This window comes from Rhodococcus sp. O3 (assembly GCF_048897285.1).
In the GTDB taxonomy this organism is placed as follows: domain Bacteria; phylum Actinomycetota; class Actinomycetes; order Mycobacteriales; family Mycobacteriaceae; genus Rhodococcus.
On record NZ_JBMBTE010000017.1, the window covers coordinates 1 to 21,651 of the forward strand.

Genomic DNA, 21,651 nt, shown 5'->3' on the forward strand with positions numbered 1-21,651 from the left:
TCGAGCACGGACTCGTCGAGTGTGCCCGCGCGCACCGCGGCGACGATCTCGGCGTCGGTGCGGCCACCGGTCGACGGCATCTCCAGATCCAGCCCCGCCGCCAGTGCCGCGACCCGGTCGGCGACCGCGCCCCAGTCGCTGACGACGAGACCGTCGAATCCCCACTCGTCGCGCAGCACGTCGGTGAGCAGCCACCGGTTCTCCGACGCGTACACCCCGTTGATGCGGTTGTACGAGCACATCACCGTCCACGGACGGGCATCCTCGACGACCCGCTCGAACCCGCGCAGATAGATCTCGCGCAGCGGCCGCGGATCGATGTCCGCCGACACCCGCATCCGGTCGGTCTCCTGGTTGTTCGCCGCGTAGTGCTTGAGCGACGCACCGACGCCCTGGGACTGAAGCCCCCGCACCAGAGCCGCGCCCAGGACGCCCGACAGCAACGGATCCTCGGAGAGATATTCGAAGTTGCGTCCGCACAACGGGGTTCGCTTGATGTTGATACCGGGCCCGAGAAGAACCCCGACCTGCGCGGCGCGGGCCTCGGTGCCCAGCGCGACCCCGACCCGCTCCAGCAGGTCCGGATCGAATGTGCCACCCAGGGCAACCGCCGGCGGGAAGCACGTCGCGGGCTCCGCGGCGCCGAGGCCCAGGTGGTCGCCGCCCCCGGTCTGCTTCCGCACCCCGTGCGGACCGTCGGTCAGCATGATGGACGGGATCCCGGCGCGCTCGACGGGCTCGGTGAACCAGAAGTTCGAACCGCTCGTCAGCGACGCCTTCTCGTCCAGCGTCAGGTCGGCGACGATGTCCGCGGTCGGGCGGTCGGTCCACTCGCTCATGCTTCTCCTCGGCTCGGGCGTTGTTTCGTACCGTAACGCCGGGAGAGGCCGGGATCGTGGAGGTTGCTCACCGGGTGGTCGGCCGCACACGGTCCGGACATGGGATTCTGTCATTTCGGTGAGGGGATTCGAAGGGGGACCGGACATGAATATGTCGGCAACAGTTCCTAAGGTGGTACTGCCCGTTTCCGTCAGACGGGTGGAAGCAGGGTGAGTGGAGTGGTCGAGTCGAGGGAGAACGATCCCGAACTGAGGGATCGCGTGCAACGCCTGCTCACCTTCTTGTCCGAGCTCGTCGCAGCCCGCAGCGCACCCGTCCGGGTATTGGGCAAGCACCGTGCCGTGATGCCTCTCGACGAGGTGAGTCTCCGTGCGGATGCCGCAGCGGGCGACGTCGTCCTCCGCGTTCCGCGCGGTCGCCTCGAAGAGCCGCCGCCGCAACCTCCCGAGCTTTTCGCGAGGTACGTGCAGGGCGCGATCGACGACTCCACCGTCGAACCGGTTCTTCACCCGCGGACTCCGGGGGACACCGGCGGCTTCGACACCTGGCTCGCGCAATGGCGGGCGTGGGCGGCCGCCGACCGCGAACGCCGCGCCGAGTCGCAGGTCTACACGTTCCTGCAGCGCGCGATGCTCGACCTCGAAGGCCAACCGGAATCGCTGGAACTCGTCGTCGCATCGGGATTGCTGCAGCTCTCCACTGCCGTGGCGGGGGAGCGGGTGTGCACCCACCTGATCACGCAGTCCGCCCTCGTCGAGCGTGACGCGGAGTCCGGCGACCTGTTCGTCCGGTTGAATTCCGAGGCCGGCCCGTCGCTCGAGGACACCCAGCTCCTCACCGGGCTGGAGGTGTTCGACCCGTCCAGTACCCGCAGCCTGCACGAATCCCTCGCCCTGCAGGTCGCGTCGCCCGTCGACCCCGCGACCCGGGCGTTCTTCAAGGAGTGGGCCGATCGCGCGCTCACCGTGGGTGTCGACGTCGTCGATCGTGCCGAGGAGGCGCGGGCGCCCGAGGCGTTCCTGACGCCGTCACCCGCCCTGGTGCTGCGCAAGCGCGGTGCGTATGCGCTCGTCGAGTACTACGACCGCATGATCAGGGCCGCCGCCGACGAGTCGAACCCCGTGCCGCTCGGCCTGGCGCAGCTCGTCGAGACGATCGAGCCGGCGGACCGCGTCGCATGGCTCGACCGCATCGCCGACGGTGTTCGCGCAGTCACGCCGTCCGCCCTGCTCGCCGACGATCCGCTGTTCCCGCTGCCCGCGAACGAGGAGCAGCGCGACATCATCGACCGGTTCACCGGCGACATCGGCGTCGTGGTCGAAGGTCCGCCGGGCACCGGCAAGACCCACACCATCGCCAACCTCATGTCGGCCCTGCTGGCTCGCGGTCAGCGCGTGCTGGTCACGAGTGAGAAGGCGCAGGCGCTGCGCGTGCTCCGCGGCATGCTTCCGCCCGAGCTGCAGGAACTGTGCGTGTCGGTGACCGACACGGCGCGGGGCGGCTCCGAGGAGCTCACCCACAGCATCAGCGGGATCGCCACGCGCAAAGCACAATTCAACCCACGGCGCGCGGCGCAGCGCATCGGTGACCTCACCGCGCAACGCGACGAGGCACTGAACCGTCGAGCGATGCTGACGGAACAGATCCGGCAGAGCCGCGCGGAAGAGACGGTCGTCCACCCCGAGGTCTCGGCCGGCTACGGCGGGACCGTCGCGTCGATCGTCCGGCGGGTCCGGGCACAGGAAACGCGGTACGGATGGCTGCCCGGCCCGGTCCTCACCGACATCCCACCGCTGACCCCCGAGGAATTCCAGATCCTCCTCATGCTCCACCAGCGGTCGAACGTCGACCGCGCGCGGCGCCGATTCCAGGTCTTCCCGGAACTGACCCTTCCCACCCAGCGCGAGCTGCAGTACGCGTGCAACGCGGTCGCCCAGGCACCGTCCGAGGCGACGGAGGGTCACGCGTCGGGACTGCTGTGGGTTCTCGAGGGCGCGTCACCCGAGGCGCTCGCCCGCATCAACGAACTCTGCCGGCAACTGCAGGGGGCCCTGCAGGATGCGGAACGGCTCGATCCGCGATTCCAGCGCCTCGCCGACGACGTCCTGTCCGGGCAGGCGCAGCATCTGTGGGGAAAGGCCGCCGAGTTCGCGAAACTCGTGCAGGCAGCGCAGGAGGCCGACCGGTTCGTCGGCGCCCACACGGTGGAGACACCGGTGACGGGGCAGCGTGCCTTCGAGGCCTACGACGCGCTGGCGAACAAGCTGGAAGCGGGCGACACGTGGCGCAGTGGCTTCACCCGATTCCGCAGGAGCGACGAGCAATCCGCGGTGGAGGAACTCGGTGAGCTCGCGACCGTCGACGGCGTCGCGGCCACCACCGCCCAGACGGCCCGGATCGTCGCCGAACACCTACGCGCGCTCGACGCGGTCCGGGTGGTGGGAATCGCCCTCCGCGATCTCGGTATCGACATCCCACTCGACGAGCCGCGCAGCCGTGCCGTCGGCGCGCTGGCCTTCATCGACAGGGACCGCGTCATCGTCGCCGACCTCGTCGCCCGGGCACGGGACGTCGAGTCGGCGCTGCGGGAGATCAACCCCGGTGCGCCGCGGATCGCGAACGTCGAACAGGCACGGTCCGTTGCGCAGTCGGCGCGGGCCATCGCCGCGGCCGGGACCGCCGAGGCGAGCAAGGCCTGGCTCGAATCGATCGGCATGTATGTGCGGGGTGAGATTTCGGGGGGTGCGTCACCCGAGGGACGTGCCCTGGCCCGGGCCTTCCACGACGCGGACCTGGACGGCATCAACGCGGCTCTGGACGCGTGGGACCGTGCCGCCGGCGAACACCGCGAGGAACTGGACCTCGTCTCCCTGCACGCGCGATTGACCGACGCCGCACCGGCTCTCGCGCACGCTCTCGGGAACGGTCCTTCGGAACCGCCATGGCCTGCCCGCCTCGCCGACATCGAGAACGCGTGGGCGTGGCGTCGCGCCGAGGAATGGGTGCGAGACCATCACGAGAACCGCGACGACCTGCAGCTCGACCGTGACCTCGATGAAGTCGAGCAGGACATCGCGCGGCTCACCGCGCAGCTCGCCGCGGAGAAGGCGTGGAGCGCGTGTCTCGATCGCACGACCGCCGAGCAGGTCCAGGCGCTGCATTCGTACCGCGACCACGTGGCGAGCATCGGCAAGGGCACCGGCAGGTACGCCGAGCGCTATCGTGCCGCGGCACGTGAGGCCATGCAGGTCGCGCAGGGCGCGGTGCCCGCGTGGGTGATGCCGCTGCAACAGGTGCTGGCTTCGATTCCGCCGGAACAGAATTCGTTCGACGTCGTCATCGTCGACGAGGCGAGCCAGGCCGACATCAGCAGCCTGTTCCTGCTGTGGCTGGCGCCGCGTGTCATCGTGGTCGGCGACGACAAGCAGTGTGCGCCGAGTGCGGTGTCGCTGGGTGCGCTCGACGGTGTGTTCAGTCGTCTCGACTCCTACCTGCCGGACATCCCGAACTATCTGCGGGACAGTTTCACTCCGCGGTCGAGCATGTTCTCGCTGCTGCGATCGCGATTCGGGAGCGTCGTCCGGCTGCGGGAGCATTTCCGGTCCATGCCCGAGATCATCGCCTGGTCCAGCGACCAGTTCTATGCGGACGACCCGCTGGTTCCGGTGCGGCAGTTCGGGTCCGACCGGTTGCCGCCGCTGCGCACCACCTTCGTCGAAGACGGCTTCGTGACCGGGCAGAATTCGTCGCTGACGAACCGCGTCGAGGCACGTGCCCTCGTCGACACGCTCGTGCAGTGCCTCGAGGACGAGGCCTATGACGGGAAGACGTTCGGTGTGGTGGTTCTGCAGGGACAGTCGCAGGTCGACGTCATCCAGAACGAACTGCTGGACAGGCTCACCCCGGAGCAGTGGGAGGAATGCCGGCTCCGCGTCGGCACGCCCCCGGATTTCCAGGGCGACGAGCGGAACGTGGTGTTCCTGTCGATGGTCGTCGCACCCGAACAGAACATCGCGGCGATGACGCGGACCGAATACCAGCGGCGGTTCAACGTTGCCGCGTCGCGGGCGCAGGACCAGCTGTGGTTGTTCCATTCGCGGACGGTCGATACGCTGCGGCCGACGGACCTGCGGCATTCGCTGCTCTCCTACATGCAGTCGACGTCCCCGACACCCGCCGCGCCGATGCCGGAGGGCGTGACACGCGACGAGCGGCACGAGGCGTTCGGCAGCCTCTTCGAGCAGGAGGTCTTCCTCGACATCGTTGCTCGCGGATATCACGTGAACCCGCAGGTCGAGGTCAACGGCCACTTCATCGATCTGGTGGTGACCGGTTCAGCAGGCAGGCTGGCGGTCGCGTGCGACGGCGATCGTTGGCACACCGGCCCCGACCGGCAGCGCGCCGAGCTCGAACGGGAACGTGAACTGCAACGGTCCGGGTGGAGGTTCTGGCGGATCCGCGAATCCGACTACTACTTCGATTCGGTCGCGTCGATGGCGGGCCTGTGGGGCGAGCTCGAGCGGCGGGGTATCACGCCCAACCTTGCTGAGACCCAAGTCATTCCGGCACCGGGTGTCGACTCTGCGATCACCGAGCCGATTCCGATGGTCGAGATTTCGTCCCTCGAGCTCCCCGGACTCGCTGCTTCGCCTGCGATGGCGGTGTCGGCGCGGCTCGCCGAACTGATCGTGGATGCACTCGGGAACGAGTCGCATCCGGTCGTCGAACTCGCGGGCAGGCTCGATGTGGACTGGACGATCGTGCTTGCGGTGCTGGAGGACCTCGTCGCCAAGGGGGTTGTCGACGAGATCTCCGCGCCGGGGGAGCGGACGGTATATCGCGCGGCCGGTGTAGTGCCTTCGTAGGGCGGGGTTCGCGCGCCGGCCGGACAGCCGCACAGCGATTCGAGCGCGGCCGCCCGACGATCTACGCGGGCGAGTGCGGATTCGCTCACGCTACAGTGTGGGCGGATTCCGACTCGAGTCGTGGATCGGACCGAGCCCACATGGTCACTCTGACCCCGGCTCAGGAGCGATGCGTGTGCGTATGCAGGTCGCGCAGCAGCGAGACTTCCGACAAGTGATGGATCAGCTCGCGGTGGATGTGAAGCACCAGATCCGCCCTCGTCAGCTCCGGATACGGTTCCTTGTCGCCAACGGGGACCAGTAACCCGTCGTTGCCGAGATCCCGGACGCCGGCGAGCCACACGTCGAGCTGCGTTTCGAGCTGGTCGAGCGCGGTGGCGGCGTCGCCGGCGTACTCCCACGATTCGTACGACGCCGGTGCGGCACCGAAGTGCGCCGCGTTGCGGACGGCGAGCACCCCGACGATGACGTGGCCGAGCCGCCACGCGATCGTCGTGAACGGTGCCGGCACGGGCTCGGGGAAGGCGAAGTCGATGGTGAAGTCACCCGATCCCGCCTGAATCTGCGCCGTCGACGTGCCCCGCGGTCGCACGCTCCACGCATCGGGTACCGGGGACCAGAAGTACTCGTCGTCGGTGAGGCCATCGAGCCTGGCTCGGATCTGATGGTTCCAGTGGAATTCCCACTGCTCACGCAGCGAGTGGTTCAGGTCGAATGCGTTCATGAATCCCACTGTCCCGCATATTGCAGGACCTCCGTGCGGGATCGGCGACCCGGCGTTGTCGGTGATCCAGTGTCAGTGCCCTGGTGCCACCAGGGCGGGAACCACGAACATGCGGAGCTTGTCCCGCAGCCGGTCCAGCGAGCCGGCATCGGCGCCCAGGGCGCTGATGTAGTTCATCTCGAGCTCGGACAGCCATTCGCACAGCAGGTCCAGGTCGATGTCCGTGCGCAACTCGCCGGACTCCTGTGCCTCGGTGAGAATCGGCTCCCACAGCTCGCGGGTCAGCTCGACGGCCTTGCCGGACGTCGCGAGCAGCGTGTTGGCGAGCGTGGCCTCGGCGGGAGACACGAGCAGGTGGATCATCGGATCCCGAATGCCTCGCCGGATGTTGGCGCAGAGGCCCTCCACGATCCGTTCGCCGAAGGTCGGGTACTCCCGGATGCGAGCTCGCCACGGCTCCATGTTCATGCGTGCGCGGCGGACGATCGAGGCCATGATGAGCGCTTCGCGGTCCGAGAAGTATCGGTAGAGCGTCGCCCGGGAGATGTTCGCTGCTCGGGCCACATCGGCCATGGTCGTCTTCGTGATGCCGAACCGCTCGAAGCACGATTCGGCAGCGACGAGGATCGCCGCGGTGACGTCCACGGTCTCTGCATCGGTCTTCTGTGCCACGCATGAACAATACCGCCGAGTAGTCTCGCTGAGACACTAGACGCCTGATGTCTCATGTGCCATCCTGAGGGCATGCAGCGTGAAGACAAGATCGAACTCACTCGGCGCTTGATCGCGCACAAGGACAACAACACCACCGACTACGCGGACGACCTGTTGCATGTGCCCTTCTCCGTGTTCAACGACCCCGAGCTGGCAAGCCTCGAACGCGACGTCGTGCGTCGGTTTCCGCACATCGTGGCGCACGTCGACGAGCTGAAGCAGCCGGGCGACTTCATCACCACCGACCTCATCGGCACGCCGTTGCTGGTGGTCAGGCAGTCCGATGGCTCCGTCAAGGCGTTCTCCAACGTGTGCCGGCACCGCGGAGCCAAGGTCGAGTTCGACGACTCGGGATGCAAGCGCATCTTCAGCTGCCCCTATCACAAGTGGGCGTACGGCCGAGACGGTTCGCTGCGTGGCCTGCCGCACGCCGAGGGCTTCGAGGGGATGGATCGCTCGCAATACGGTCTGGTGGAGTTTCCGTGCGAGGTGCGGCACGGTCTCGTCTGGGTCGTGCCGACGGTCGGGGCCGACCTGGACATCGCCCAGGTACTCGGAGACAAGCACGACGCCGAGGTCGCGGATACCGGTATCGGGGACTCGTTCCAGGTCCGCAAGGAGACCTGGAAGCTCGACATGAACTGGAAGATCGCGGTGGACGGCGTGCAGGATTCGTACCACCTGTGCCAGCTGCACACCAAGACGGTGTGCAACTACCTCGAGGGCAACATCACCGCGTTCGACCTCGTCGACCGTTCGTGGCGAATCGTGGTGGCGCGCAGGTCGATTACCGACGTACGCGACGCCAATCCGGATTCGTTCGATGTGCGCGACTACTCCCTCGCCAACTACACGATCTATCCCGGCACGATGCTCGTCACCGAGCCGAACCACTTCGAGATCTGGACCATCGTCCCCGACGTGGACGATCCCAACGTGTCGTACTGCACGATCCGGCTGCTCTCGCCGTCCGAGCCCACCACTCCTCGTGAGAAACGGATCCTGGAGAAGAACTGGGAACTGCTCATGGAGACGCTCCACGCGGAGGACTGGTTCGTGACCAAGACCATCACCGACAATGTCTCGCACGGGCAGGTGGACGAACTGGTCTACGGGCGGAACGAACTTCCGGGACAGGTGTTCCACAAGATGATCATGAGCGATGCCGCCGCGATGGCGGAGGAGCGCCGGAAGAACGCCGGCGCCAAGGCATGACCCCGAGCGGCATGACCACGAGCGAACTACTCGAGTCGTCGCCCGGGCCGGGCGTACTGCAGTTGACGCTGAATCGTCCGGAGGCGCACAACGCGATCTCCCTGTCGATGCAACGAGCACTCGATGCGGCGCTCACGCGGGCCGCAGCCGACGACACCGTCCGGGTCGTCGTGATCGCGGGGGCGGGCGATCGTGCCTTCTCCGCGGGGTACGACCTGAAGGAACTCGCCGTGCTGTCGTCGGAGGAGAACCTGGAGGCGATGCTCGAGCGCGAGGAATTGCTGTGGCGATACCTCGAATTTCCCAAACCCACGATCGCTGCAGTTCAGGGCATATCGTACGGCGGCGGAACCCTGCTTGCGGCGTGCTCCGACCTGCGGGTCGGAGGCGCGTCGACGCGGTTCACGGTGACCGCGGCCAAGTACGGTGGCGCGAATCTGACGTGGATTCTCGACACGTTGATCGGAGCGGGGCAGACGCGAGATCTCCTCATGACGTCGCGCGCGGTCGCCGGTGACGAGGCCTACCGCATCGGCCTGCTCACTCGCTACGCGAGGGACGGCGACGTGCTCGAGGCCGCGTTGGAGGCGGCAGCGCAGATAGCGGCGCAACCGCCCGAGGCGATCAGGGAAATCAAATCGCTCCTGCTCGCCGGACACGGACGCGATCTGCGCAGTCGCTACGACCGCGAGAACACGGTCGCGCGCACCACCTTGCGGCCGCGCGCCGTCGGCGACATGTTCACGGAATTCTTCGGTGCCCGTGAGGAAACCGTGTGAGAGGGGGCATCATGGACGTTCTGAATCGTGCGAGTTCATCGATAGATGTCTGGGACCCGAACTGGGATGATCCGTTCACCCCGACGGCCGAGGCCGACGACGAGTTCGCCGAGTTGGTCGCCGCAGTGCGTGCGGTGCAGGAGGCTTTCACGCGATCGCGTCCCGACCCCGCGACCGCATCGGCCATCGCCGGGAAAATCCGTTCCGTGGCAACGGAATTGGAGGAGCACGAGGTCGGCGAGGACGACCAGATCCCGGGCCGTCGATGGGATCTGGCCGGACGAGGCCAGGCCCTTGCGCCCCCGTTGCACCTCGACGAGGTGACGGAAACGACCGCTCGGGGACGGGTCACGGTCGGCCGCTTCCATTCCGGCCGCTACGCGATGAACGGCGGTGTCACGCCGCTGATCTTCGACGAGATCATGGCTCGGCTCGCGAACGGTTTCGGGCGTCCGTGGGCTCGCACGGCTTATCTCCATGTGGACTTCCGGGCGCCTGCTCCGCTCCACGTCGAACTGCGGGTGGAGGCGGAATTCGTGCGACAGGACGGTCGCAAGCGGTTCATGCGCGGAGCCATGTACCACGGCGACACACTGGTCGCAGAGGCCGAAGGCCTGTGGGTCGAGTTGAAACCCGAACAGACACTGAATATTTCCGAAAGAGGCACGGAATGAGCGGATACTCCCTCCTCGAGGGAATGCGCATCCTCGAGGTCGCGCAACTGGCACCTTCGTCGGTCGGCGGTCACCTCGCCGATCTGGGAGCCGAAGTCATCAAGATCGAGTCGGGGCCGCTGGGAGATCCGGTGCGGGTGGGCGGCAGCCGCGCGATCGGTGACGAGGACGGACCCTCGTTCATGCATCTGCGGTGGAACCGCGGGAAGAAGAGCGTGGCGCTCGATCTGCGCACCGACGAGGGAAAACGCACATTCCTGGACCTCGCCCGCACGTGCGATGCCGTCGTCGAAGGTATGCGCGGCGGCTACCTGGATTGGCTCGGCGTCGGATACGACCGACTGCGACAGGTGAATCCGAGGATCGTCTTCTGCACGGTGTCGGGCATGGGGTCGGACGGCCCGTACAGCCAACTCGGCACCGGCGGGCCGGTGTTCGACGCCTATGCGGGGCTCCGTGAGGTTCGCACGCCCGAGGAGCCGCCGATCGACGGGATCGCCGGTGGGACAACGCCACCGATGGCGATGTACGCGCTCGGTGCGTACGGCGCGATGGGCCTGCTGGCCGCGGTACACCGGGCGGGCCGCACCGGGGAGGGCTGCCGGCTCGAGGTGGCGGGAATCGACGTCGCCGCAGCGTGGATGCCCGATCTGATCGATGCCGAACTCAACAAGGACCGGTCGATCCCGCGTCCCACCTGGCTGCCGGATGGGCGCCTGCCCGACTGGCCGCGCCTCGAGGCGTACCGGACGAAGGACGGCGAAGCCATGCTGTTCGGTTCGCACGTCGAGAAGTTCTGGCGCAACTTCTGTCTCGCGGTGGACCGCCCGGATCTGCTGGAGATAGATCTCGTGAGTACCGATGCCGAGGCGCCGGCGCGCGCCGATCACGTGTACCGGGAGCTTCGGGAGATCTTCCTGCAGCGCACGCGCGACGAATGGCTCGCGCTGTTTCTCGAGCACGAGATCGCAGGTGGGCCAGTCAATTCGGTCAGCGACATGATCGCCGATCCGCACTTCACCAGCCGTTCCAACACCTACCGCGTCGAGTACGAGGGCGTGGGTGAACTCGAATTCGTTGCGAGCCCGATCCGGGTGTCCGGGGAGGAATTCGCGCCGGCACTGCCTCCGAAGTTCGGCGCGGACACCGACGAGGTGCTCGCCGGCCTGTCGTGCCACGACGGTTCCGGCGATCCGTCCGGCAGGAGCGCGGCCGCTCGCGGTTAGCCGAGAAAATACCCGGCAGATTCGGTTGTACCGTTTACCTACGCATGTTAGATTCGTCCCGTCCCCGGTGACCGCGCTCACACTCTCGGTGAGTGTGCTTCCCGCGCCCGGGGATCTTGGACGGGTGGACAGGCTCGGCAGGAGCCGCACATTTCGACAGTCGTGAGCGAGAGCGGGCTACGCCGCCACGGCCGGCACGAGGAGACAGAATGAATCTGGCCGATCTGGTTCGATACTGGGGCAAGACTCGTCCCACCCAGCAAGCGATCGTCTTCGGGGACACTTCCCAGACCTGGGCCGAGGTGGATGCGGTCACCGACTCGCTGGCGCGGGGGCTCGCAGCCCGGGGCGTGCGGAAGGGCGATCGTGTCGCCGTGATGATGCTCAACCGCCCCGAGCTGGCACACATCGTTCTGGCCACGCTCAAGCTCGGGGCGATCAGCGTCCCGCTCAACTTCCGGTTGGTCGGCAAGGAACTGGCACCTATGATCACCGACTCGGCGCCGCGTGTCGTGATCGTCGAGAACGAGCTGGCGCCCCTGCTCGAAGTCGCGGCATCCGAAACGGATTTCGAGATCTTCGCGATCGGCGGAACCGATCATCGGCCGTACAGCGAGCTGCTCGAACCCGGTGAGGCTCCCGCCGTGGAGATCCACCCCTCGGATCCGGCGTTCATCTGTTACACGTCGGGCACGACCGGGGTCCAGAAGGGCGCGCTCATCACGCACCGCAATGCGCTCGCGCCGGGTATCGCCCAGGTGCTCAGCCACGGCATCTCCGGTCGTGACCGCGTCATGTGTTCGGCTCCGCTGGTCTACACCGGTTCGGTGTTGTCCATCTTTGCGCAACTCGTCGTGCTGCCCGGATCCACCATGGTGCTGCTGCGTGAGTTCGACCCGGCCATCGCCCTCGACACGTTCGAGCGCGAACAGATCACCGCGACCACCACCGTCCCGGTCATCTGGGAGCGCATGACGCAGCTGCCCGACTTCGGCAAGCGCAAGCTCGCCAAGTTCACCTTTGCGGGCGCAGGTGGCGCACCGATCAGCCTGGACCTGCTCGACTTCTACCAGAGCCGCGGCGTGCCGATGACGCAAGCGTACGGACTGACCGAGGCGTCGGGCATGGCATCGACACTGAACTACGAGGATGCTCGAACCCGTCCGGGATTTGCCGGGCTGGCCCTGGCCGGAACGCAGCTGCGCATCGCGGGCGAGAACGGTGGATTCGCCGAGCCGCACCAGGTCGGCGAGATCCTGGTGCGCGGTGAGCACGTCATGCAGGAGTACTGGAACAAGCCGGAGGCCACGGCGGCGACGCTCGTCGACGGCTGGCTGCACACCGGCGACCTGGGCCTGCAGGATGAGGGGGGCTTCCTCAAGGTGGTCGATCGCAGCAAGGACATGCTCATCTCCGGCGGCCTGAACGTGTACCCGGCCGAGATCGAGAAGGTGCTGCACGGCATCGAGGGGTTGGTCGATCTCGCCGTGATCGGCGTCAAGGACGACCGGTGGGGTGAGGTTCCCATGGTCGTCTTCCACAGCGAACGTCCGGCGGAGGAGATCGTCCGCGACATCACCTCGGTGTCGAGCGGCAACCTCGCCAAGTTCAAGCGACCGGTGCACGCGGTGGCCCTCGACGAGCCGCTGCCCCGCACCTTCTCCGGCAAGCTGGCGAAAGCTGTTCTGCGGGAGCGATTCCAGACGCCGCCGGTCGACGCCATCCCGGTGCCCAAGGATGTATCCACCGCGGACGCTGCCACGTCCCGGTCCTGAGCTCCATCCCTTCTCCGAGAGGACACGCACGTGAGCGGTACTCGCGATGTGGACATCACCGCGCTCATCGACCGTTCGTCTCTGTCGTCCCTGCAGAAGCGTGTGCTGGCGCTGTGCCTGGGTCTCGCGATCCTGGACGGCATCGACGCGCAACTCATCGGGTTCGTCATTCCGGCGATCTCCAAGGACTGGGACATCGCACCGGCATCGTTCGGCTTCGCGCTCGCGCTGAGCACAGGCGCGATGGTGGTGGGCAGTCTGTTGTTCGGCCCGCTGGCCGACCGCTACGGTCGGCGCAAGATCATCATTGCGTGCACCGTCATCTTCGCGGTGTTCACGCTGGCCACTGCGGTGGTGACCTCGATGCCGGCGCTGATCGTGCTGCGGGTGATCGCGGGCCTCGGGCTCGGTGGAGTGACACCGAATCTTGTTGCCATGGTGAGTGAATACAGCCCTGCACGGATCCGCGCGACGATGGTGACGGTGACGATCGCGGGCATGTCGCTGGGTGGGTTCATCGGTGGCTTCGGCGCTGCATTCCTCATCCCCAGGTTCGGTTGGCAGTCGCTGTTCGTCCTCGGTGGTGTGCTGCCGTTGATCCTGGTGGTCGCGGCCCTGCGATGGCTGCCGGAATCCGTGAAGTTCCTGGTGGCCCGCGGGCGCCACGAGGAGGCCGTGCAGATCGTCGGCGAGATCGCACCCGAGGCGCGTATCGACGCCGCGACCCGGTTCATCCAGGACGCGGCGGTCGCGACGAAGTCGCCGGTGGGCGCCCTGTTCCGCTCCGGCCGCGCGGCCGACACGGTCCTGCTGTGGGGCGTGTTCGTCATCAACTTCCTGGTCATCTACTTCCTGCTCAGCTGGATGCCGACCCTGTTCGGGGAGGGCGGCCGGAGTGCATCGACCGCCCTCGTGGCGGCGTCGCTGTTCAATCTCGGTGGGATGACCGGTGCGCTGACGTTCGGGCGGATCACCGACCGGATCGGCAACGGATTCGTCGTCGTGATGGCCGGCTATACCCTCGGCGCCGTGTTCACCGCAGCGGTCGCATTGCTGCTCGGCAGCGGATGGCTTCTCCTGGTGGCGGTCTTCTTCGTCGGGTTCGGCATGTCGGGAAGTTCGGCAGGCATCATCGCGATCGCGGCAACGGTGTATCCCGTCGCGGTCCGCGCAACGGGTGTCGGCTGGGCGATGGGCATCGGACGAGTCGGTTCGATCGCGGGGCCGGCGATCGGTGCGCTGCTCATCGCGGCCGGGTTGGATGCCAAGAGCATCTTCCTGCTCACGATCGTGCCGACGCTGCTGGCTGTGGTGACGCTCGGCGTCCTGGCGCTCCGAAGTCGGCGACCAGGGCGTGACGACAGCGTCGCGGCGGCCGCAACTCCAAGCTTGGTCGAAGCCGAATAGAACTGGACCACAAGGCCGTTCACCGACACCACGTTGTCGGTGAACGGCCTTGTGCTGTGTCGACGACGACGTTGCCCGCCCGACACCTTTTGCAGTGTTTAACTACAGATGTTAGATTAAGCCCGATGTGTGGTGGTGGTCACGTCTTTGCAGGGCGATTGTCTCTGCCCGAAAACCGCGGAGGGAGCAACCGGTGCCGGTGAAGTTGTCCTATTGCCGTCTGTGCCCCGCGTCGTGCGGGGTGCGTGTGGAGGTCGACGGCGACCGCATCGTCGGCATCGTCGGCGACGGCCTGCACCCGCTGTCCGGCGGCTACTCGTGCCCGAAGGGCCGTCGGGGCGGCGATTTCCTCCAGGGCCCGGACCGGCTCACCACATCGATGCGCCGAACCCGCAACGGCGACTACGAGCCCGTTCCGGTGGATACCGCGATCGCGGAGATCGCCGAGCGGATCGCCGCAATCACCGGTGAGCACGGCCCGGACTCGCTCGGTCTCTTCATGGGCACCCAGCAGAACTTCGCAGCGCTGACCGGACCGATGGCGCGAGCGTGGTTCCGCACCACCGGATCTCGCAAACTCTTCTCGACCATGACGATCGACCAGTCCGCCAAGTGGGTCGTGCAGGCGCGGATGGGGGAGTACCTCGGTGGAAGACAGCGCTTCGACACGGCGGACGTGTGGCTGCTCGCGGGCACGAACCCGATGGTCTCCCTCAACGGAGGCGACGGCGACGGCGCGATCACCCGCAACCCGTCGGTCTCGATCCGCGACGCGCGGGCCCGCGGACTGAAGCTCATCGTCGTCGATCCGCGACGCACCGAGACCGCAGTTCGCGCCGATCTGCACCTGCAGCTGCGGCCCGGGACGGATGCCGCGCTGTTCGCCGGATTGCTGCACGTGATCCTGTCCGAAGGCCGCCACGACCGGGAGTTCTGCGACCGCTTCGCGGACGGCCTCGACGCCCTCGCCGCCGCGGTCGCGCCAGCCACCCCCGAGCGCACCGAGGAAGCAACGGGTGTTCCCGCCGTCGACGTGATCCGGGCAGCCAGGCTGTTCGCAGCGGGACCCCGGGGCATGGCGACGACGGGCACCGGGGTGTGCATGGGCCCCCATTCCAACCTCGCCGAGCATCTCGTGGCGTGCCTGAACGTCGTCTGTGGCCGGTACCTGCGCGAAGGCGAGGCGACGCCCAACCACAACGTGCTCGCGCGGGACGTCCCGGCGCGGGCCGAGGCTCGTTCTGCAGCTCGTACCTGGGAGTCGGGATTCCGCAGCCGCATCGGCGGCATCGGAACGATGAACGGGGAACTGCCGTCCGGGATTCTCGCGGACGAGATCCTCGAGCCCGGCCCCGACCGGGTGCGGGCCCTGGTGGTTTCGGGAGGCAATCCCGCACGGGCACTGCCGGACCGGGTGAAAGCCGAACAGGCACTGCGTGCGCTGGACCTGCTGGTGTGTGTCGACACCCGCATGTCGGATACCGCGCAGCTCGCCGACTACGTGATCGCGCCGACCATGGCGTACGAGCGTCCCGACCACACGCTGCTGATGGAGTTCTTCTTCGCGCGGCCCTTCGCGCAGTACACCCCGCGGATCGTGGAGCCGCCGGAAGGCGTGATCGAGGACTGGGAGTTCTACTTCCGCCTCGCCGCCGCGTCCGGTCGGTCGATCAAATTCGCCGGGCGCGTGCTGGATCCGTCTGCACCGCCGACCTCGGAGGAACTGCTCGCGATGTTCGCCGAGCGCGGGCGCATTCCCGTGGCCGAGTTGAAGAAAGCGCCACGTGGCATGCTTGCGCCTCCCGACGACAAGGTGGTGGGCCCGCCATCCGAAGACGCAGCCGGACATCGCCTTTCGCTGTGCCCGGACGACGTCGCCGGGGAAATCGCCGCTGCACTCGGCGAATCGATCCGGATCAACGAGTTTCCGATGCGCCTGACGGTGCGGCGAATGCGGGAGTTGATGAACTCGCTGGGCCGGGAGATCGGCGGGTTACCACGCCACGGGTACAACCCCGCAGGCGTGAATCCGGAGGACATGCAGCGACTGGGCATCGAACACGGCGACATCGTCCGGATCCGCTCGGCCCACGGACGGATCCGGGCCGTCGCGCACACCGACCCGAGCGTCGGCCCGGGCACGGTGTCGATGACCCATTGTTGGGGTGGTTCCGACACCGAGGCGGACCCTCGGGTCGCCGGGAGCAACGTGAACGACCTGACCGGCTACGACCGGGTCCAGACCATCAACGCAATGCCCAGACTGACCGCAGTACCCGTGACCATCGAACGTGAGGTGTGTGCAAGTGCTCGCTGACAAGACCGTCGGGGTGCGCATCTGCCCGTTGTGCGAAGCCACGTGCGGATTGCTGTTCGAACTGGACGGACGCACCGTGACGTCGGTGACGTCCAACCCCGACGACGTGTTCAGCGCCGGACACAGTTGCGCCAAGGGACTGGGCCTCGCGCGGCTGGAGAACGACCCCGACGTCATCCGCACGCCCCTGATCCGCGACGGGGACGGCTTCCGCGAGGCGACGTGGGACGAAGCCTTCGCCGAGATCGGCCGACGACTGCCTCCGATCATCGCGGCGGACCCGAACAGCTGTGCCGTGTACTCGGGCAACCCTGCCGCCCACCACCTCGACCCGTCGCTGTACGCGCACCCGCTGATCGCTGCCATCGGCACCCGCAACGTCTACTCGCCCGCGAGCATCGACACCCTGCCGAAGAACTACGCGAACATGCTGCTCTACGGAACCGGACTGGGGATGCCGGTCCCCGACATCGACCACACGTCCTACCTGTTGATCCTCGGTTCGAATCCGCTTGTATCGAACGGAAGTACGATCACAGCGCCCGGCATCGGCAAGCGGCTCGACGCCTTGCGTGCGCGCGGCGGCACGCTGGTAGTGGTCGATCCGGCACGCACCCGCACGGCGGAGATCGCCGACCGCCACCTTGCCATCCGACCCGGAACCGACGCCTTCTTCCTGCTCGCGCTCGTGTCGGTGATCGCCGCGGAAGGTCTCGCCGCTCCCGGCCGCCTGAGCGAATACACCGACGGCATCGACGACGTTCTCCGCCTCGCCGAGCCCTTCACCCCCGAAGCGGTCGCGGGAATCTGCGGACTCGACGCCGACGAGATCCGCCGGGTCGCCCGCGAATTCGCGGCTGCGGACGGCGCCGTTGCGCATTCCCGAATAGGTTCGTGCACACAGGAGTTCGGCAGTATCGCGAACTGGATGATCGAAGTTCTCAACGTCGTGACGGGCAATCTCGATCGGCCGGGCGGAGCGATGTTCCCGGTCCCGCCCGCCGGCGGACCCACAACGTGGCCCGCAAACCCGAAGGCACCACGTGTCTTCGATCGATGGCGATCGCGAGTGCGCGGCATGCCGGAGGCGATGGGGGAGATTCCCGCGGTGTGTTTCGCCGAGGAGATCCTCACCCCCGGGCCGGGACAGGTGCGCGGCCTGATCACGATCTCCGGCAACCCGGCCCGGTCGCTCCCGAACAGCCGAGCCGTCGAGGCCGCGCTGGCCGACCTCGACTTCATGGTGTGCATCGACGGCTATCTCAACGAGACGACCCGGCACGCCGATGTCATCCTGCCGCCCCCGCCGCTGACGACCCGCGGACACCACGACCTCGCGATCACCCACTTCCAGGTGCGCAACGTGGCCCGCTATTCGGCGCCCCTGCTCGAGCCGGGCCCGGGGCAGATGCCCGAATGGCAGATTCTGTTGCGGCTCACGGCAATCGTGAGGGGCGAACCCGACCGCCCGATCGCCGAGCTCGACGACGAGGTCGCCGCCACCGCGACCCGCCGCGCGGCGAAACTCGCCGGCCGTGACGTCGACGACGTGGTCCGGGCCACCGGCGATCGCACCGGCCCCGAACGGCTGCTCGATCTGCGGCTGCGCAGCGGCCCGTACGGTGACCGGTTCGGCGCCGTGCCCGGCGGCCTGACCCTCGAACTGCTCGAGCGCAACCCCAACGGCGTCGACTACGGGCCTCTGGAACCGCGGGTACCCGAGGTGTTGCGGACGCCGAACGGCCGGATCGACCTTGCCCCGGACGAGTTGGTGGCCGATCTGTCCCGCCTGCGCGATGCGCTCGAGCAACCCGTCCCCGACCTGGTCCTCATCAACCGGCGTCAGCGCCGCGGCATGAACTCCTGGCTGCACAATGCGCTGCCCCAACCGGATTCGGGGCAGTGCGCCCTGTTCATGAGCCCGGTCGACGCGGCGGCGCGCGACCTCGCCGACGGCGATACGGTGCGCGTCACGTCGAAGACCGCATCGATCGTCGCGGAACTGCACGTCACCGACTCGATGCGGCAGGGCGTGGTCAGTCTCCCGCACGGGTGGGGACACGACGGTGCGGGGCTGCGCACCACCCGCTCGGCCGCGGCGCCCGGCGCCAACGTCAACGCCCTGGTCGACGACATGGTGGTCGAGCCGTTGACGGGTACCCCGATCTTCAACGGATTTGCCGTCGACGTCGCCCGCATCGAGAGCGTGCCGGCATGACCGCGGAGCCGGGGACCCTGGCGGGCACCACGATCGGAGTCGTCGGGGCGGGGATGATCGGGGCCGCCCTTGCCTACACGTGCGCGAGGGCGGGAGCCGACGTGGTCCTGTTCGCGCGGACGCACGACGGCGCACGCAGGGGCAAGTCGTATGCCACGCGACGGGAAGAACGTGCCCTCCGTGCGGGCACGACGAGCGAAGCCGTGTCGCAGGCACTGCTCGACCGCATCCGGCCCACCGCACGCGCCGAGGATCTGGCGCAGGCGGCGCTCGTCGTCGAAGCGGTCGCCGAGAACGTCGCGGTCAAACAGCAGGTCCTGCGGGCGGTCGAATCGGTCACCGCGCCGGACGTCGTGCTCGCCTCTACGACCTCGACCCTGCCGATCACCACCATCGGGTCGGCGCTGGCGCGCCCGGAGCGTTTCGTGGGGATGCACTTCTTCTCCCCGGTCGACCGGATGGCCCTGGTGGAAACCGTGGTCGGCGCGCGCACCGCCGAGAGCGCCCTCGCCAGCGCGCTGGCCTACGCGCGGCAGCTGGGGAAGACACCCATCGTGGTGCGCGACAGCCGGGGATTTTTCACCAGCCGGGTGATGGAACGCTACCTCGACGAGGCGATGATCGCGGTCGGGGAAGGAATCGATCCGGGCGTCGTCGAACGCGCGGCGACCGACGCCGGATACCCGGTCCCACCGCTGCAACTGCTCGACGAGATCTCGCTGACGCTCAACCGGGACGTGCAGCGCGAGAACCGGATCGCCGTCGAGGACGCGGGCGGCACATGGCACGGCACCCGTGCGGACCGGGTCCGGGCACGCATGATCGACGACCACGACCGCGGCGGCAGATCGGTGGGCCGCGGGTTCTACGACTACGACGCCGACGGCGCGCGCATCGGGTTGTGGCCCGGTCTTCGCGAGTCGTTCGGTCCGGTGAAGCCGATCCCGATCGACGACATGCGCGACCGGTTGCTCTTCGTCGAGGTGGTCGAAGCGTTGCGGTGTCTCGCCGAGGGTGTCGTCGCTTCCGCCGCCGACGCGGACAGCGGTTCGGTGCTCGGCATCGGGTTTCCCGCACACACGGGCGGGGTCGTCTCGTTCGCCCGCGCCCATCCAGGGGGCGTCGACGGGTTCACGGCCCGCGCGCACGAACTCGCCGATCGCTACGGCGACCGTTTCCTCCCGCCCGAGCCGGGTCCGCAATTCAACGAACAACCGGAGTGGCCATGACATACGTAGTGACCCAATCCTGCTGCAACGACGCGACGTGTGTCGCGGTGTGCCCGGTGAACTGCATCCACCCGACCCCCGACGAAGCGCAGTACGCCCGCACCGAGATGCTCTACATCGACCCCGATGCCTGCATCGACTGCGGCGCCTGTGCCGACGTGTGCCCGGTGGACGCGATCGTTCCCGACGGTGACCTCACCGCCGAGACCGAGATCTACCGGGAACTCAATGCCTCGTACTTCGCGGACAACCCGACCGCGTCCGGCCCCCGAGAGGTGCCGGCGGAACCCGCCACCGCAACCGACCGGCCGGGTGCGCTGCGGGTGGCGATCGTGGGGTCCGGACCCTCGGCCTTCTACGCGGCCGAGGAGCTGCTGAAGCGGCGCGACGTCGACGTCGAGGTGTCCATGTTCGAACGGCTCCCCGTTGCCGGCGGGCTCGTCCGCTACGGGGTGGCCCCGGACCACCAGACGACGAAGGCGGTGGAGCGGGTGTTCGCCCGTACCGCAGGACGCACCGGGTTCCACGCCTTCTTCGGGGTGGAGATCGGCCGCGACATCGGCGTCGACGAATTGCTCGCCCATCACCACGCGGTGATCCACGCGAGCGGAGCGTCCGACGACCGGAAGCTCGGAATTCCGGGCGAGGACCTGCCGGGCAGTGTGGCCGCACGGGAATTCGTCGCCTGGTACAACGGGCATCCCGACCACGCAGACCGCACGTTCGACCTGTCGGGACGCCGGGCCGTCGTGGTCGGCAACGGCAACGTCGCGCTGGACGTGGCGCGCATCCTGGCACGCGACCCCGAACGCCTCGTGCCGGGCGACATCGCCGAGCACGCGCTGGAAGCGTTGCGGCACAGTGCGATCGAGGAAGTGGTCGTGCTCGGTCGCCGCGGTCCCGAGCACGCGGCGTTCACGACCCCCGAGCTGCTCGCTCTGGGGTCGCTGCCGGAGGTCGACGTCACCGTGCACGGGGGGTACGAGGCACCCGAGGGCGCCTCGGTCAAGCTTCGGACGATCGCGGACTATGCGCGACGGGTTCCCGGCCGGGGCCGCCGGCGGATCACGCTGCGATTCGACGGAGCGCCGGTCGAGGTTCTCGGCGGCGACCACGTCGAGGGCATCCGGATCGCGCCGTACGGACGGGAGGGGACCGACGCCGACCTCGAGGCCTCGCTGGTGGTGCGTGCCGTGGGCTACCGTGGCCGCCCGCTTCCGGGTCTTCCGTTCGACGACGAGCGCGGGACGGTACCCAACGTCGCCGGTCGGGTGATCGATCCGGCCGGCGACCGTCCGGTGCCGGGCCTGTACGTCGCCGGCTGGATCAAACGGGGTCCGACGGGGGTCATCGGCACCAACCGGTACTGCGCCGCCGAAACGGTCGAGGCTGTGGTCGCCGATCACTCGCGTGCGCTGCTTCCTCGGCCGAACCGTGCACGTGACGAGCTGGCCTCACTGGTCGAGAGCCGGTGCCCGACGGCCATCGAAGTCGACGGCTGGAAGCGCATCGACCGGCACGAACGCGTCGAGGGGCGACGCCTCGGCCGTGCCCGGCAGAAGCTGGTCGACGTCGAGTCGATGCTCTCGGTGGCAGGCGGTCCGGGCGGTAGGTGAGACTTGCCCCAATAAACAACAAACATTAGATTTAACGCGCGGATGTGACCTG

At 67.8% G+C, this 21,651-nt stretch carries 14 protein-coding genes; 11 read left to right on the forward strand and 3 right to left on the reverse strand.

Going from position 1 to position 21,651, the window contains the following annotated elements:
* The coding region (locus ACN675_RS07745; RefSeq protein WP_420750298.1) for a glycoside hydrolase family 3 N-terminal domain-containing protein at nucleotides 1-839 on the reverse strand (839 nt) is incomplete at its 3' end.
* A gap of 210 nt (nucleotides 840-1,049) precedes the next feature.
* On the opposite strand from ACN675_RS07745, the gene ACN675_RS07750 reads away from it, so the two are divergent.
* The gene (locus tag ACN675_RS07750; protein ID WP_420750299.1) at nucleotides 1,050-5,705 is read left to right on the forward strand and encodes an AAA domain-containing protein; all 4,656 of its coding nucleotides are present in this window, start codon (nucleotides 1,050-1,052) and stop codon (nucleotides 5,703-5,705) included.
* Nucleotides 5,706-5,865: 160 nt separating this feature from the next.
* Here ACN675_RS07750 and ACN675_RS07755 read toward each other — a convergent pair whose 3' ends face one another.
* Together ACN675_RS07755 and ACN675_RS07760 are read right to left on the reverse strand one after the other, a co-directional pair.
* A complete protein-coding gene (locus ACN675_RS07755; protein WP_248675102.1) occupies nucleotides 5,866-6,429 on the reverse strand; it encodes a DinB family protein in 564 nt (187 codons plus the stop codon).
* A gap of 72 nt (nucleotides 6,430-6,501) precedes the next feature.
* Nucleotides 6,502-7,101: a TetR/AcrR family transcriptional regulator gene (locus tag ACN675_RS07760; RefSeq protein WP_420750300.1), complete on the reverse strand. Its 600-nt coding sequence runs from the start codon at nucleotides 7,099-7,101 to the stop codon at nucleotides 6,502-6,504.
* 72 nt (nucleotides 7,102-7,173) lie between these two features.
* On the opposite strand from ACN675_RS07760, the gene ACN675_RS07765 reads away from it, so the two are divergent.
* From ACN675_RS07765 to ACN675_RS07810, 10 genes are all read left to right on the forward strand, one after another.
* Nucleotides 7,174-8,358 (forward strand): aromatic ring-hydroxylating oxygenase subunit alpha, encoded by a 1,185-nt coding sequence (locus ACN675_RS07765; protein WP_420750301.1) that lies wholly within the window; start codon nucleotides 7,174-7,176, stop codon nucleotides 8,356-8,358.
* 11 nt (nucleotides 8,359-8,369) lie between these two features.
* Complete coding sequence (locus ACN675_RS07770) at nucleotides 8,370-9,137, forward strand: enoyl-CoA hydratase/isomerase family protein (RefSeq protein ID WP_420750302.1); 768 nt, start codon at nucleotides 8,370-8,372, stop codon at nucleotides 9,135-9,137.
* 11 nt (nucleotides 9,138-9,148) lie between these two features.
* Nucleotides 9,149-9,811: a PaaI family thioesterase gene (locus ACN675_RS07775; RefSeq protein WP_420750303.1), complete on the forward strand. Its 663-nt coding sequence runs from the start codon at nucleotides 9,149-9,151 to the stop codon at nucleotides 9,809-9,811.
* Nucleotides 9,808-11,037, forward strand: a complete 1,230-nt coding sequence (locus ACN675_RS07780; protein ID WP_420750304.1) for a CaiB/BaiF CoA transferase family protein — start codon at nucleotides 9,808-9,810, stop codon at nucleotides 11,035-11,037. Before ACN675_RS07775 ends, ACN675_RS07780 begins: the two co-directional genes overlap by 4 nt.
* Nucleotides 11,038-11,246: 209 nt before the next feature.
* Nucleotides 11,247-12,812: a class I adenylate-forming enzyme family protein gene (locus ACN675_RS07785; RefSeq protein ID WP_420750305.1), complete on the forward strand. Its 1,566-nt coding sequence runs from the start codon at nucleotides 11,247-11,249 to the stop codon at nucleotides 12,810-12,812.
* Between the two features lie 30 nt (nucleotides 12,813-12,842).
* Nucleotides 12,843-14,219, forward strand: coding sequence for an MFS transporter (locus ACN675_RS07790; protein ID WP_420750306.1), 1,377 nt, complete (start codon nucleotides 12,843-12,845; stop codon nucleotides 14,217-14,219).
* Between the two features lie 193 nt (nucleotides 14,220-14,412).
* Complete coding sequence (locus ACN675_RS07795) at nucleotides 14,413-16,536, forward strand: molybdopterin-containing oxidoreductase family protein (protein ID WP_420750307.1); 2,124 nt, start codon at nucleotides 14,413-14,415, stop codon at nucleotides 16,534-16,536.
* Nucleotides 16,526-18,754, forward strand: coding sequence for a molybdopterin-dependent oxidoreductase (locus ACN675_RS07800; RefSeq protein WP_420750308.1), 2,229 nt, complete (start codon nucleotides 16,526-16,528; stop codon nucleotides 18,752-18,754). Before ACN675_RS07795 ends, ACN675_RS07800 begins: the two co-directional genes overlap by 11 nt.
* Nucleotides 18,751-19,983, forward strand: coding sequence for a 3-hydroxyacyl-CoA dehydrogenase NAD-binding domain-containing protein (locus ACN675_RS07805; protein WP_420750309.1), 1,233 nt, complete (start codon nucleotides 18,751-18,753; stop codon nucleotides 19,981-19,983). The genes ACN675_RS07800 and ACN675_RS07805 overlap by 4 nt, the downstream gene beginning before the upstream one ends.
* Nucleotides 19,980-21,599, forward strand: a complete 1,620-nt coding sequence (locus ACN675_RS07810; RefSeq protein ID WP_420750310.1) for an FAD-dependent oxidoreductase — start codon at nucleotides 19,980-19,982, stop codon at nucleotides 21,597-21,599. Before ACN675_RS07805 ends, ACN675_RS07810 begins: the two co-directional genes overlap by 4 nt.
* Nucleotides 21,600-21,651: the final 52 nt, after the last annotated feature.

Coding starts and splice junctions, on each gene's coding strand:
- ACN675_RS07755 (WP_248675102.1), bottom strand. CDS start 6,429: ATGAACGCATTCGACCTGAACCACTCGCTGCGTGAGCAGTGGGAATTC.
- ACN675_RS07765 (WP_420750301.1), top strand. CDS start 7,174: ATGCAGCGTGAAGACAAGATCGAACTCACTCGGCGCTTGATCGCGCAC.
- ACN675_RS07770 (WP_420750302.1), top strand. CDS start 8,370: ATGACCACGAGCGAACTACTCGAGTCGTCGCCCGGGCCGGGCGTACTG.
- ACN675_RS07775 (WP_420750303.1), top strand. CDS start 9,149: ATGGACGTTCTGAATCGTGCGAGTTCATCGATAGATGTCTGGGACCCG.
- ACN675_RS07780 (WP_420750304.1), top strand. CDS start 9,808: ATGAGCGGATACTCCCTCCTCGAGGGAATGCGCATCCTCGAGGTCGCG.
- ACN675_RS07785 (WP_420750305.1), top strand. CDS start 11,247: ATGAATCTGGCCGATCTGGTTCGATACTGGGGCAAGACTCGTCCCACC.
- ACN675_RS07805 (WP_420750309.1), top strand. CDS start 18,751: ATGACCGCGGAGCCGGGGACCCTGGCGGGCACCACGATCGGAGTCGTC.
- ACN675_RS07810 (WP_420750310.1), top strand. CDS start 19,980: ATGACATACGTAGTGACCCAATCCTGCTGCAACGACGCGACGTGTGTC.